This window comes from Microbacterium yannicii, assembly GCF_024055635.1.
Taxonomy (GTDB): Bacteria; Actinomycetota; Actinomycetes; order Actinomycetales; family Microbacteriaceae; genus Microbacterium; species Microbacterium yannicii.
In genome coordinates this window covers 122,971-136,622 of sequence record NZ_JAMXMB010000032.1, presented here as the reverse complement: position 1 = coordinate 136,622, position 13,652 = coordinate 122,971, and the positions used below count along the sequence as shown (strand labels likewise).

The window sequence follows — 13,652 nt, the reverse complement described above, 5'->3', positions numbered from 1 at the left end:
CTTGCTCGTGAACGGCCTCGTTTGCCCAGTGTTCGCTCGCCCGGCTCCGGCCGTTCACAGTGCTGGGCCTCGACCGTCACGTGGGGTCGCGAGGCTCATCTGTCGGAGCCGGGGAACCGGCGCCGCATCCCCACATCCAGTTCAATACAGAACGGAAGACAAATGCTCTCGGTAGCAACCCCACGGCCTTCGGGCCGCGCGGCCCTGTGGCTCTCGGCCGCAGCGGTCAGCGCGGCACTGGCGTTCAGCGGAGCGCTCGTCGCCCCCGCCGGCGCCCAGGCGGCCACCACCGCGTCGTACACCGGCATCGTGCTCGGCGTCGGCGCGGACGAGGCGCAGCGCACGGTCAGCTGGTACACGTCGGCCGACAGCGCGCAGGTCGTTCAGGTCGCCCCCACTTCCGCGGTCGTGAACGGCGAGTTCGTGGCCTCGGTGACGACCTTCTCCGCCACCGGAACCGCGAACATCGCGACGAGCGGCGGCTACAACCGCCACGCGACCATCTCGGGCCTGCAGGAGAACACGCAGTACTCGTACCGCGTGGGGTCGGACGGCAACTGGTCGACGATCTCCTCCTTCAAGACGCAGTCGTTCGAGGGCGACTTCGACTTCCTGTTCTTCGGCGACCCCCAGATCGGCTCGTCGGGCGACGTCGCGCGCGACCAGGCGGGATGGGTGGACACGATGAACGTCGCACTGACCGCCAACCCGAACGCAGAGCTGCTCGTCTCGGGCGGCGACCAGGTCGAGACGGCGAACACCGAGGCGCAGTGGGACGCGTTCCTCGCGCCCGAGCAGCTGCGGTCCTACCCGTGGGCGGCGACCATCGGCAACCACGATGTCGGCGGCAAGGCGTACGAGCAGCACTTCTACACGCCCAACACCGACTACTCGGCCGACTACTACCGCGCCGGCAACACGGCGACCGAGTCGGGCGGCGACTACTGGTACATCTACAAGGATGTGCTGTTCATCGACCTGAACAGCAACAGCTACAACGACGCGACCGGCGGCGGCGACGAGGCGCACGTGCAGTACGTGACCGATGTCGTGAACGCCCACGGCGCTGACGCGAAGTACACCGTGCTCGTCTACCACCACTCGATCTACTCGGCCGCCTCTCATGCGAAGGATGCCGACAACAAGGTGCGCCGCGTCGACTTCCCGACCACGTTCTCGAAGCTCGGTGTCGACCTCGTGCTGCAAGGCCACGACCACGTGTACACCCGCAGCTACGAGATCAAGGACGGCGAGAAGGCCAACGCCGACGAGCAGCCGGGCGCCAACGACGTCTTCGTCGGCGAAGGCGGCGTCATCTACATGACGGCGAACTCCGCCTCGGGTTCGAAGTACTACGACATCACGGCGCCCGACAACAGCGGCACGAGCGGCGCGGGTAACGGCGCCGACCCGCTGAACCCCGAGAGCTACTGGTACAACTCGGTGCAGAACCAGGAGCACGTGCGCAGCTACGTGAAGGTCCAGGTCAAGGCGGACGCCCTGGTCGTCGAGGGCATCCGCTCGGGCACGTGCGACGCGCCGAACGCGGCCGTCGAGCTCGGCAAGGTGGGCTGGTGCGGCACCGAGGGTTCCACGACCCCGGTCGGCGGCGTGGGCTCGGTCATCGATTCGGTGACCATCCACCAGTACCACGCGGATGGCGGCGAAGACCTCCAGGTCATCGTCCCCACTGCGGCCCCGGGCGAGTTCGGCTGGACGATCGACGGCCAGAACGGTCTCGTCGACCTCGGCACCGCCGAGGAGAAGGACGGCTACTTCGAGGCGTCGGGCGAGATCAACCCGATCGCGGTCTCGGACACCCGCTCGTCGCTCGCGCCCTGGTCGCTGACCTCGGTGCTGGGTGACTTCTCGGACGGCGACAAGTCGTTCTCGGGCAGCTACCTCGGCTGGACGCCGAAGGTGCTCACCGCGGGCGCCGGCGCGGTCGCGGGCGCGGCCGTCACCTCCGGCTTCGACGGCGGAGCCGGCCTGTCGGTCGAGCGCGTGCTCGGCGCCGCCCTGCAGGGTCACGACAAGGGTGAGGCGCTGCTCGGCGCCGACCTCGACCTGAAGCTGCCGACCGAGACCAAGAACGGCAGCTACCGCGCGACGCTGACGATCACCGCCCTGGCCGGCTGATCAGCTTCATCGCCACACCACATCCGTGGGAGAGGGGGCTTCCCCTCTCCCACGGATCGTCCCGTTTCCGCTCCACCCTGAAAGTCCACCCGTGAACGCATGCCCCGCCTCTCCCCGACCGCGCCATCGTGCCCGCGCCCTGTGCGCGGCACTGTTCGTCGCGCTCGCCGTCGCATTTCCCACCGCACCGGCAGCCGCTGCCGCACCGGCAGCCGTGATCCCCGTCGCTGCCGCTGCCGCCGCCGACGGCGCGGACGACGTCAACTGGACAGTCCGCACCGCGTCGAACAACTTCGGCTCGGAGCGCACCAACTACGGCTACACGATCGACCCCGGCGGCACGGTGAGCGACGGCATCGTCGTCGCCAACCACGGTCAGCAGCCCGTCGACCTGCGGGTCTACGCCGCAGACGGCTTCACCTCCGAGGACGGCGCGCTCTCGCTCCTCGTCGCGGGTGAGAAGTCCTCCGCCATCGGCGCCTGGATCACGCCCGATCAGCAGACCGTCACGGTCGCGGCGGGCGAGACCGCCAGCATCCCGTTCACCGTCACGATTCCCGACGACGCGACGCCCGGCGACTACGCCGGCGGCATCGTCACCTCGCTGACCGTACCCGACGCGGCCACGGGTGTGAACGTCGATCGTCGCCTCGGCATCCGCGTCGACCTGCGCGTCGGCGGCGAGCTCACGCCGTCGCTCGCCGTCGAAGACCTGTCGGTCTCGTGGAACGGCGGCCTCAACCCGTTCGCAGGCGGCGACGCCACCGTCACCTACACGCTGCACAACACGGGCAACGCGGCGATCACGGCGGCCGCCGCCTCGAAGGTGAGCGGCATCTTCGGCCTGCTCGCGATGGATGCCCCCGCCGCCGACGCCGGGGCCGAGCTGCTTCCCGGCGAGAGCCGCACCGAGACCGTCGTCGTTCCGAGCGTCCCCCCGTTGTTCGCGCTGATCGGCTCGACCACGGTGGTTCCTTCGGTGACGGATGCCGCGGGCTCCCGTTCCCCGATCGCCGAGGTCGGTGCGACCAGTGTGGGCATCGCGGTGCCGTGGATGCTGCTCATCATCCTGGCGCTCGTCGTGGTGGCGATCGTGGTTCTGGTTCGCGGGCGCCGTCAGCGGAAGGCTGCCGCGCAGCAGGAGGAGGACGCCCGCGTCAGCGAGGCCGTCGCCCAGGCTCTCGAGCAGGAGCGCGCGAAGGCCCTGACCCCCGCCGGCGACTGACCCACACCGCGCGGCCCCGGTGGTTCGCGGGATCGCGGCGAGTATCCGGTCGCTGAGCGAGCGCCAGCGAGACGAAGCGTGGCCTGGGGCGTGGGCCGCGCTTCGTCTCGCTCGTTCCTCGCTCGCTCCTCGACCGGGTTCCGGGGCTCACAGCGGGGACCGGTCGGGGGTTACGGGGTCACGGCGAGTATCCGGTCGCTGAGCGAGCGCTAGCGAGACGAAGCGTGGCGCCCTACGCGGGTGTCCGGTCCGACAACGCCTCGTGCTCGGCCACTTGCTCGGCAGGATCCTCAGGCGAGTCCGCGGGCGCGAGGGACGCGGCATCCGCTTCACCCTTGCTCGGGCCGGTGCGCGTGAAGTACCAGAGCAGGGCCACCACGGCGACCAGGGCGAGGTACCAGACCAGGGGCGACCGGGCGATGCCGTCGAAGACCGGCTGCAGGACGGTGGTGCCGTCCACGCTGATGGCGATGATCCACGCCGATGCGGCCACGATCGCCAGCCCCGCGATCACGGTGCGGAAGACCGGATAGGCGCGGGCGCGCGACAGCCAGATCAGCAGCGGCAGCACGAGTACGGCTGCACAGAGCTGCGCGAGTTCGACGCCGACGTTGAACCCCACGATGGCGACGAGCTTCTCGCCGAAGCTCAGGTTCAGATCGAGGATCGTGGTCGCGAAGGCGGTGCCGTGGACCAGTCCGAACACGCCGGCGATGAGCAGCTCACCGCGGGGCATCAGCGGCTTGATCGCATGGACCGCGGCCACGATGATCGAGACCGCGACGAGGATCTCGACCGGCTTGGTCGGGAACGAGATCACTCCCAGCGACACCAGGGCCAGCGTGATGAGGTGGCCGACCGTGAACGACGTGATGATGAGGGTCGCTCGCAGCACCGCCCGCTTCACCGGGATGGGCTCGGTCCACCGCACACCGCGCCTCGAGCGCACGGCGAGCGAGGGCGCGACGACGAGCAGCGTCATGAGGAACAGCAGGTGATCCGTTCCCTCGGCGATGTGCAGCATCCCGAGCCACACCACCGAGAAGAAGCCGGCAAGCGGGGTCCGTGCGGAGCGGTCGAGGGTGATCTCGGTCACACCGCCGCCGAGTACGCCGACGACCTCGGGATCGCCTTCGGCGACCTGGCCGTTGCCCCAGTCGCTGACCAGCGCGACGTACACCTGGTGCGAGGGGACGACGTCGAGGATGAAGTCGTAGTCGAGGGTGACGGCGCCCTCGATCGGCCGGTCGCCGTCCGCGAACCGGATCGTGGTGCGGATGGAGTCCTCGCCGTTGACCCGGGTGAACTCGGGATCCTCGGTGACGGTCGGGGTGAGCTTCGAGACGTCGTCGTTCACCGTCACGCGGTTCAGGATGAACGTCATGAGGTTGTCGGCCACGGCGTCGAGCTCCGCCTGATCGGTGGCCAGGTCGTAGCCCGTGGCCGCGACGAATCCGGCCTTCTGGATCTGCATCTCGACGTCGACGGCATCCGACTGCACGGTGACGAAGACACCCGTGCTGCCCGCCGGGTGTGCGGAGGCGCTCGAGGCGGTGAGGAGCACGAGCACGGCGGCGAACACCGCGGCGATGCCGACGATCAGGGGGCGGGACAGGCGCGGAACGGCGGAGAGCACTCCGCGACGCTAATGAGCGCGGGGGAACAGCAGGCGAACGGCAGGTGACCAGAGCCGGCTATGCGCCGGCGTCGTCGGTCTCGTCGGGCATCAGCGTGCCCGCGGCGTGCGCGTAGAACAGTCGCGCCGCACTCTCGGGATCGCCGGCGTCGAGCGCCTCCAGCAGGCTGCGGTGCCACTCCGCGACCGTGTGCCAGTCCCCGGGGAAGGAAGGGTCGCCGAGCACGTGGAGTGCGCGCAGGCTGGGCTCGATGATGTCCCACATGCGCGGGAGGTAGACGTTGCCGCTCGCCTCGATGACGCCGCGGTGGAAGGCGAAGTCGAGTTCGCGGAAGGTGCCGAGATCCTTGGCCTCGGCTGCGGCGTGCATGTCGGCGATGAGCTGCTCGAGGCGTTCGCGGGCATCGGCGTCGAGGTCGCCGCAGGTCAGCCGGCCCGCGATCGATTCGAGCTCGGCACGGGCGACCTTGGCCTGCGCGACCTCCTCGTCGGAGTAGCTCGACACGAAGTTGCCCTGATGACGCACGTGGGTCACGAGCCCCTCGTGGGCGAGCTGCTTGAGCGCGTCGCGCACCGGTGCCTGACTCACCTGCAGCCGGCGTGCGAGCTGTGATTCGACCAGCTGCTCGCCGGGCACGAGCGAGCCCTCCTTGATCATCGTCTTGACGAGCTCGTAGATCTGGTCCGAGAGCAGACCGCGCTTGAGCTCGGTGACCGAGCTGAGCGCATCGGTCATGGCGACACCGCCGTGACCGCCGCGTCGACCGGCACCAGCGCGGCGTGGGCCCGGAGCCAGGCATCGGCGATGATTTCGGCCCCCTGCGGGGTCGGATGCACGCCGTCGGGCACGATCGCCGGCGCGCCGTTCTCTGCTGCAGCCGCCGTGACATCGTCGTGCAGCAAGACCAGCGTCGCGTCGAAGCGCTCGGCCAGCCGGCGCACCGCGTCGCGCTTGCCGTTCAGGTCGTCGAGCCAGGCCACCTGGTCGTCGCGCACCGGCACGAAGAACGGCTCGATGAGCACGAGGCGCTCGACGCCGGCATCGCGCGCTGCCTGCAGCAGCCCCGCGACCGAGGCCTCGAAATCCTCGGCGGATGTGGGGTCATCGCTGTCGAAGCGGCGCCACATGTCATTGACGCCGACGTACACGGTGAGCACATCGGGCTGCGCGGCGAGCACGTCGTCCCAGCGTGCGGCGAGGTCGACCGCGCGGTCGCCTCCGATCCCCTTGTTGACGACGGTCACGCCGGGGTCGCCGTCGCCGACGGCCCGGGCGATCAGCGCGACGTAGCCGTCCCCGAGCGACGCGGCGTCTTCGCGATCGCGTCCGGCGTCGGTGATCGAATCGCCGGCGAAGACGAGAGTGGTCGTGCGAGGCATCCGTTCGGTCCCATCGTTGGAGCGTGTTCCGTCAGCATAATCGATAATCGCTTGCGGCCGTCCCCGCGGCTCGCGGACCTCGACGGAACACCCGAGGCTGCCGCGAACCTATCGTCTCGCGGGCGCCCTGGCGAGAGGCCGACGCGGACGACGTCGCCGCCGGGTCGGCCCGTCACCGGTTGAGATCGTCCGCGTCCCACGTCAGCATCGTGTCCTCGCGGATCGGCCGCGCCTCGAGCTCCGGTGTGTGCACACGGCGCACACGCTACCGGGCAGAATCGGTGCCATGACCGAGGCCCGTACGAACCCTGACGATCTCGAAGCGCTGCGCGCGGCATCCGACATCCTCGGCATCGATGCCCTCCTCAGCGCCGAGGAACGCGCCGTCCGCGACCGCGTGCGCGCCTTCGTCGACGACGAGATCCGCCCCCACATCGCCGACTGGTTCGACCGTGGTCACTTCCCCGTCGAACTCGCTCCCGCGCTCGGACGCCTGGGCGTGCTCGGCATGACACTCGACGGCTACGGATGCCCCGGCCGCAGCGCCGTCGAATACGGACTCGCCGCGCTCGAGCTCGAGGCCGGCGACTCGGGCATCCGCACGTTCGTCTCCGTGCAGGGGTCGCTCGCGATGGGCTCGATCCACCGCTGGGGCAGCGAGGAGCAGAAGCAGGAGTGGCTGCCGCGCCTGGCCGCGGGCGAGGCCATCGGCAGCTTCGCGCTCACCGAGCCGACCGCCGGATCCGACCCGTCGAGCATGAAGACGTACGCACGCCGCGACGGGTCGGACTGGGTCATCGAGGGTGCGAAACGCTGGATCGGGCTCGCCTCCATCGCGCAGATCGTGGTCGTGTGGGCGCAGACCGACGAGGGGGTCCGCGGCTTCCTGGTGCCCACCGACACGGCGGGGCTCGACATCACCGTGCTCGAGCCGAAGGGGTCGATGCGCGCGTCGGTGCAGACCGAACTGCGGTTCGACGGCGTGCGGCAGCCGGCATCCGCTCTCCTTCCCGGCGCGCGCGGGCTGCGCGGACCGTTCTCGGCGCTCAACGAGGCGCGGTACGGGATCGTGTGGGGCGCGCTCGGCGCGGCCCGCGACAGCTACGAGGCGGCGCTGCACCACGCGCTGCGGCGCGAGCAGTTCGGGCGTCCGATCGCCGGCTTCCAGCTGACGCAGCGCAAGCTCGTCGACATGGCGATCGAGCTGCAGAAGGGCGCGCTGCTCGCGCTGCACCTCGGACGCGCGAAGGATGCCGGCACACTGACGCCCGCGATGATCTCGCTGGGCAAGCTCAACAACGTGCGGGAGGCGATCGCGATCGCGCGTGAGGCGCGGACGATCCTCGGCGGCGACGGGGTGCTGCTCGAGAACTCGCCGATCCGGCACGCCGCGAACCTCGAGTCGGTGCGCACCTACGAGGGCACCGACGAGGTGCACACCCTGGTCCTCGGCCAGCACCTCACGGGGCTCGACGCCTTCCGCTGACGCGTCGTCGTCGGGCCCCGGGCTCGGCCGCGCCGAACCAGGGGATTTCCCGCGAGACACAGGGCGACACCCCCGGTCTCGGCGCGAATCCCCTGTCTCGACGCCGGCACCCCCGTCCCGGGTGACCGCGACGTCCGGGGTGCGCCGGCCGCGGTGTTGTCCCGCTCAGCGCGCGAGCTCGGTGCGGACAGCCTCGCGCAGCCACGCCGTGTAGCGCTCGGGACTCCAGCCCGACTGCGTGACCAGCTGCTGATACCCCTCCGGCGAGAGCAGGAATGAGAGGGCGGCCGCGACGGCATCGGGATCGGACACGACGCCGACGTACCCGCGACCGACGAGCTCGTCGACAAGCCGGCGATAGTCGGCGGCTCGTCGGCTGAGCATCCCCTGCAGCGCGGAATCGACCACGGGATCGGATGCTGCAGCTCCGAGGATGACCGTCCACAGGGCGTGGCCGCGGGCGTTGGCGATCGCGATCTGCTCGAGGACGGTGTCCAGGAACGCAGCGTCGGGCAAGGACATCACGCCCGACCCCACCTCGGTGTCGGTGAGCGACTCCGCATCCACCGTGCCCGAGAACACGATCTCGAACGCGGCGAGGAGCAGTTCGGCCTTGGGGGCAGCCGTCTTCACCGTCTCGCTGGAGACCCCCGCCTCGCGAGCGATCGCCGCAAGGGTCGTCGCCTGGTAGCCCCGAGTTGCGAAGAGCCGGGCGGATGCCTCGACGATGCGCCGCCGCGTCTGCTGTGCCTGCTGGGAGCGCAGTTCGGATCGATACGTCCGTGAACGTCCGTCCGATCCGGATGTATCAGCAGTCATTGACTTGCCTCTCATGGTGGTGAATACTCCCACAGTACATTCGAATCTACCGAAAGTCGCCCACATGTCCCGCTACCTCATCACCTGCACACCCGCCCACGGCCATGTCATGCCCCTCCTGCAGATCACGCGGCATCTGATCGCGCGCGGAGACCGGGTCGACTTCCTCACCAGCCCTCGCTATGCGGATCCGGTGCGCGCCGCGGGGGCGCAGTTCCTGCCGCTGCCCGCGGAAGCCGACGTCGATCTCGACGATGCGGATGGCGCGTTCCCCGAGCGCCGCGGACTGACGGGACCGGCCGCCATCCGCTTCGACATCACCAACCTCTTCATCCGACCGGCCGCCGCGCAGCTGGCCGCCGTCCGCAAGGAACTGACGGCCGGTCGCATCGATGCGGTGCTGACGGAGCCCCTCTTCATCGGCGCGGCGCTGTTGTCTCGGCTGCCGCGCGACGAGCGCCCGCCCGTCGTCGCTCTCGGAATCTTCCCGCTGGGCGCCAAGAGCCGTGACACCGCGCCGTTCGGTCTCGGTGTCACCCCGCGTCCGGGGGCACTCGGGCGCCTCCGGAATGCCCTGCTCACCGTGATCGCGGAGCGCGGGATCTTCGGCGCGGTGCAGCGGGAGGCCGACGAGCTGTGCCGCCGCGAGGTCGGCGTGACGCTCGGCGGCTTCGTGCTCGACTGGACCGCTCACGCCGACGCGCTCGTGCAGTTCACCGTGCCGGGATTCGAATACCCGCGGTCCGACCTGCGCGCCAACGTGCGGTTCGCGGGAGTGCTGCCCGCACCGTCCAGCGGGGTCGCACTTCCCGACTGGTGGAGCGACCTCGACGGATCGCGACCGGTCGTGCATGTGACACAGGGAACGGTTGCGAACGCCGACTTCGGCCAGCTGGTGCTCCCGACGATCGAGGGGCTCGCGGCATCCGATGCTCTCGTCGTCGTCTCGACCGGAGGCCGACCGCGCAGCGCCCTGCCATCGGACCTGCCTGCCAATGTGCGTGTCGCGCAGTACCTGCCGTACGACCGCCTGCTGCCGCTCACCGATGTCGTCGTGACCAACGGCGGGTATGGCGGCGTTCAGCAGGCGCTCGGCCACGGCGTCTCCCTCGTCGTCGCCGGGCAGACCGAAGACAAGGTCGAGGTGTGTGCCCGCGTCGGGTGGTCGGGCGCCGGCATCAACCTCAAGACGAACCAGCCGACCGCGGTGCAGGTGGCTCGAGCAGTCGAACGCGTGCGTGCGGAGAGCTCCTTCCGAACGCGGGCACGTGAGCTGGCGGCGGAGTTCGCCACGGCCGACGGGCTGGAGGGCCTCGACTCGGTGCTCGCGGAGGTGGTCTCCGGCCGGCTCGACGCGGCCCAGTGACAGAGGCCCGGGAACCGGCCGGCGGGCTGCCGGAGTCCCGGTTCGGCGTGTGGCGCGGCATCCGGTACCATTGGAGGGTTGTCCGTATATGCGCGCACCTGCGTGCCTGGCGGATGACGTGCACACACACCCTCCTGCTGTCGGGAAATGCCCGGCAGCCGTTCTAGTCCGAAGGAGGTGGGTTAGTGACGCACCAGTACGAACTCATGGTCATCCTGAACCCCGAGATCGACGAGCGCCAGGTCGGCGCCAACCTCGACAAGTTCCTGAAGGTCATCACGACCGACGGCGGCACCATCGAGAACATCGACATCTGGGGCAAGCGCCGTCTCGCGTACGAGATCCAGAAGAAGAACGAGGGCATCTACGCCGTCGTCAACTTCACGGCGACCGCCGCGACCACGCAGGAGCTCGACCGTCAGCTCAACCTCAACGAGCAGATCATGCGCACCAAGGTGCTGCGTGCCGAAGAGGCCATCGCGATGATCGCCTCCGAGAAGCAGCGCGCCGACGAGCGCGCCGCTCGCAAGTCTGCCAAGGCAGCGAAGGCGTAAGGCTGATGGCCGGCGAGACGATCATCACCGTCGTGGGAAACCTCACGGCTGATCCCGAACTGCGGTACACGCAGAACGGCCTCCCCGTCGCGAACTTCACGATCGCGTCGACGCCGCGCAACTTCGACCGTCAGGCGAACGAGTGGAAGGACGGCGAAGCGCTGTTCCTCCGCGCGAGCGTGTGGCGCGAGTTCGCCGAGCACGTGGCCGGCTCGCTGACCAAGGGCATGCGGGTCATCGCGACCGGCCGCCTCAAGCAGCGCAGCTACCAGGACCGCGAGGGCAACAACCGCACCGCGATCGAGCTCGAGGTCGACGAGATCGGCCCGTCGCTGCGCTACGCGACCGCACAGGTCACCCGCGCTGCGGGCGGCTCGAGCGGCGGCGGCAGCTTCGGTGGCGGTGGCGGTGGCGGTCAGGCTCGCCCGGCTCAGGTCGCCGACGAGCCGTGGTCGACGCCCGGCTCGACCGGTGGCGCTGCAGGCGGCGACGCCTGGGCTGCTCCCGGCGCCTACGGCGACGACACCCCCTTCTAAGGGTCGATCTCAGAAGCAGATTCCGGATGCCTCGGCACGAGGCATCCGATCAAGGAAACGTAAGGAACCACCATGGCTGGAAAGGCAACCGGCGATCGCCGGAAGCCGCGGAAGGGCGCGAAGAACGCGGCCCCCGCGAAGGCGATCCGTGTCGGTCTCATCGACTACAAGGACGTCGCGACTCTTCGCAAGTTCATCTCGGAGCGTGGCAAGATCCGCGCCCGTCGTATCACCGGTGTCTCGGTGCAGGAGCAGCGTCTGATCGCCAAGGCGATCAAGAACGCGCGCGAAATGGCGCTCCTGCCTTACGCCGGCGCTGGCCGCTAAGGAGCACCCAATGGCAAAGCTGATTCTCACGAATGAGGTCGCCGGGCTCGGAAGCGCCGGAGACGTTGTCGAGGTCAAGAACGGGTTCGCCCGCAACTACCTCATCCCCCAGGGCTTCGCTGTGGCCTGGACCCGCGGTGGCGAGAAGCAGGTGGCGTCGATCCGCGCCGCCCGCGAGTCGCGCGCGATCCACGACCACGAAGAGGCCGTGGCCCTCAAGAACACCCTCGAGACCAACAAGGTCAAGCTGTCGGTCAAGGCCGGCGCCGAGGGTCGCCTGTTCGGTGCGGTCAAGACGGTCGACGTCGCGAACGCGGTGAAGGCCGCCGGCCTCGGCGACCTGGACAAGCGCAAGATCCACATCACCACCCCGATCAAGTCGGTGGGCGAGCACGAGGCGACGATCCGCCTGCGTGATGACCTCACCGCCGTGATCACCCTTCAGGTGGTCGCCGCCAAGTAATACGACGCTCACCGGTTGGTGAGCCTGTCGAACCAGGATGCCGCGGACCGGTGCTCTTCACGAGCACTGGCCCGCGGCATCCGGCGTTTCCGGCGTCCGTCATTCCGGCGCTGAGGGTCAGAAGACCCAGTTCGCCCCCGCGGCGACCGGCCACGACCACGCGACCGACGCGGACCGCAGGGCCTCCGGCGAACGCACCTCGATGAGGCCCGCCTGCGCGAGCGAGGCGAGCGACACCGAACCGAGGTGCGCGGCACCGAGCTCGCGGACATCGAGCACGAGGTGGGGCTCGTCGTCGGTGCGCACCACGTCGGCCTGCTGCCAGGCGCCGGCGCGCACACGCCAGCGGCCCGCGTTGGCGGGCAGCATCGCGTCGGTCACCTCGAGCACGACGTCGACCGCGCCCGCGTACATGCGCCGCGCCAGCGCGCCGGGCAGGTCGACGATGCGGATCCAGCTGTTGTCCTGGTAGTCCGGTGCGGCGCCGCGCACATCGACGAGCAGCGACACGATCGGGTCGTCGACGGGCAGATTCGGGACCTGTACGCGCGTCGTCAGGTCGAGGTCCAGCAGCACCGACCACATGCGGTGCGCGGCGGCAGCACTCAGCGCCACGGCCTCGCGCACGTGCACGGTGCCCTCGGCGCCGGCGCGTTCCCACGACATCGTGCGGCGGAAGGTCGCGTAGGCGAGCACGGTGTCATGCTCGTCGCGCACGAGCAGCAGCCGCAGCGACTCCTTGCCGCCGCGGAACGGCGCGGGGTCGGCCTCGCGCGCTGTGCGTTGCTCCGGCGTCTCGCGGGTCGCCCAGCCGGGACGCCCCAGGCCCACCGGCAGCCGCGCGTAGTCGCGGTGCAGTGCGGCGACGACGTCGCCGTGCGCAGCGGCATCCCACTCCTCAAGGGCGACCTCAAGACCGGCCGTGCCGGGCACCGGCCGAAGCGCGGCGCCGCGCGGAATCGTCAGGCTCACCTGCGTGGAGGCCATGCCGTAGCCGAAGCGGCCGTAGATGGGCGTCTCCGCGGCCATCAGGCCTGAGATGGTCTCGCCGTGCGCGAGGCAGTCGGCGAAGTGATGCTCGATCATGCTGCGCAGGATGCCCCGGCGACGGTGGCCGGGATGCACGCCGACCCATGTCAGCCAGCCGCACGCCACCTCCGCGCCGGGAACCGGGTAGGCCCGTAGCGGGTAAGCACCGTGGAAGCCGGCCAGCAGCTCGTCGTCACCGACCGGTGAGACGCCGTAGGTGCGGTCCCAGCTGAGGGGGCTCGGCAGGTCGCGCAGCGCCTCGACCGAGCGCTCGGTCGGGAATGCCCACACGTCGAGACGCACGACGTCGTCGAGGCGCTCGTGGCCGACGGGAGTGAGGAGGTAGGACTCGGGAACCGGCATCTCCCTACTCTGGCGAGTGGTCGATGCGTGCGCAATCCGGCGGCCGGTGGCTGCGCGCCGCGCGGAGGCAGCACGAAGCGGATGCCGCGAGCCCCCCGGGTCGCGGCATCCGCCTGCCACCCCCGCCCGCCGCACCCGGATCCAGGCGTGGCCGCACGCGGCGGGCGGAGATGGGTCGTGCACCCCCGATCGCAAGGCCGTTCCAGGCAAGAGCCGGCTCTCGCGATCGGGGGCGGTTCTGGGGCGGGAGGGCCGCTGGGGACGGCCCTCCCGCGGTGCTCACGCGGGTCGGGGCGAGGGGCGCCTGGGGAACGTCGACTTGCCCCGTC

At 70.0% G+C, this 13,652-nt stretch carries 13 protein-coding genes; 8 read left to right on the top strand and 5 right to left on the bottom strand.

The window, feature by feature from the left end:
• The first annotated feature begins 162 nt into the window (after positions 1-162).
• Both NCG93_RS13040 and NCG93_RS13035 read left to right on the top strand, forming a co-directional pair.
• A complete protein-coding gene (locus tag NCG93_RS13040; protein ID WP_194412225.1) occupies positions 163-2,139 on the top strand; it encodes a purple acid phosphatase family protein in 1,977 nt (658 codons plus the stop codon).
• Between the two features lie 91 nt (positions 2,140-2,230).
• Positions 2,231-3,364, top strand: a complete 1,134-nt coding sequence (locus NCG93_RS13035; RefSeq protein ID WP_194412226.1) for a WxL protein peptidoglycan domain-containing protein — start codon at positions 2,231-2,233, stop codon at positions 3,362-3,364.
• A 232-nt stretch (positions 3,365-3,596) separates the two neighbouring features.
• On the opposite strand, the gene NCG93_RS20360 is transcribed toward NCG93_RS13035, so the two are convergent.
• Genes NCG93_RS20360 through NCG93_RS13020 form a run of 3 tightly spaced genes read right to left on the bottom strand, consistent with a single transcriptional unit; the run spans position 3,597 to position 6,380 of the window.
• Positions 3,597-5,000 (bottom strand): HupE/UreJ family protein, encoded by a 1,404-nt coding sequence (locus NCG93_RS20360; protein WP_194412227.1) that lies wholly within the window; start codon positions 4,998-5,000, stop codon positions 3,597-3,599.
• 58 nt (positions 5,001-5,058) lie between these two features.
• Positions 5,059-5,736: a GntR family transcriptional regulator gene (locus NCG93_RS13025; protein WP_194412228.1), complete on the bottom strand. Its 678-nt coding sequence runs from the start codon at positions 5,734-5,736 to the stop codon at positions 5,059-5,061.
• Positions 5,733-6,380: an SGNH/GDSL hydrolase family protein gene (locus NCG93_RS13020; protein WP_194412229.1), complete on the bottom strand. Its 648-nt coding sequence runs from the start codon at positions 6,378-6,380 to the stop codon at positions 5,733-5,735. Before NCG93_RS13020 ends, NCG93_RS13025 begins: the two co-directional genes overlap by 4 nt.
• 286 nt (positions 6,381-6,666) lie before the next feature.
• Here NCG93_RS13020 and NCG93_RS13015 point away from each other — a divergent pair, with 286 nt between their 5' ends.
• Positions 6,667-7,866: an acyl-CoA dehydrogenase family protein gene (locus NCG93_RS13015; RefSeq protein ID WP_194412230.1), complete on the top strand. Its 1,200-nt coding sequence runs from the start codon at positions 6,667-6,669 to the stop codon at positions 7,864-7,866.
• Positions 7,867-8,031: 165 nt separating this feature from the next.
• Here NCG93_RS13015 and NCG93_RS13010 read toward each other — a convergent pair whose 3' ends face one another.
• Positions 8,032-8,685: a TetR/AcrR family transcriptional regulator gene (locus tag NCG93_RS13010; protein WP_194412231.1), complete on the bottom strand. Its 654-nt coding sequence runs from the start codon at positions 8,683-8,685 to the stop codon at positions 8,032-8,034.
• A 64-nt stretch (positions 8,686-8,749) separates the two neighbouring features.
• Here NCG93_RS13010 and NCG93_RS13005 point away from each other — a divergent pair, with 64 nt between their 5' ends.
• From NCG93_RS13005 to rplI, 5 genes are all read left to right on the top strand, one after another.
• Entirely contained in the window at positions 8,750-10,051 is a 1,302-nt protein-coding gene (locus tag NCG93_RS13005; protein WP_194412232.1) for a glycosyltransferase, read from the top strand.
• A 185-nt stretch (positions 10,052-10,236) separates the two neighbouring features.
• Positions 10,237-10,605 (top strand): 30S ribosomal protein S6, encoded by a 369-nt coding sequence (rpsF, locus tag NCG93_RS13000; protein ID WP_163616223.1) that lies wholly within the window; start codon positions 10,237-10,239, stop codon positions 10,603-10,605.
• A 5-nt stretch (positions 10,606-10,610) separates the two neighbouring features.
• Entirely contained in the window at positions 10,611-11,141 is a 531-nt protein-coding gene (locus NCG93_RS12995; protein ID WP_194412233.1) for a single-stranded DNA-binding protein, read from the top strand.
• Between the two features lie 72 nt (positions 11,142-11,213).
• Positions 11,214-11,468, top strand: coding sequence for a 30S ribosomal protein S18 (gene rpsR, locus NCG93_RS12990; protein ID WP_045301896.1), 255 nt, complete (start codon positions 11,214-11,216; stop codon positions 11,466-11,468).
• A gap of 10 nt (positions 11,469-11,478) precedes the next feature.
• A complete protein-coding gene (rplI, locus tag NCG93_RS12985; RefSeq protein WP_194412234.1) occupies positions 11,479-11,931 on the top strand; it encodes a 50S ribosomal protein L9 in 453 nt (150 codons plus the stop codon).
• Positions 11,932-12,048: 117 nt separating this feature from the next.
• On the opposite strand, the gene NCG93_RS12980 is transcribed toward rplI, so the two are convergent.
• Complete coding sequence (locus tag NCG93_RS12980) at positions 12,049-13,323, bottom strand: GNAT family N-acetyltransferase (protein WP_194412235.1); 1,275 nt, start codon at positions 13,321-13,323, stop codon at positions 12,049-12,051.
• Positions 13,324-13,652 lie beyond the last annotated feature (329 nt).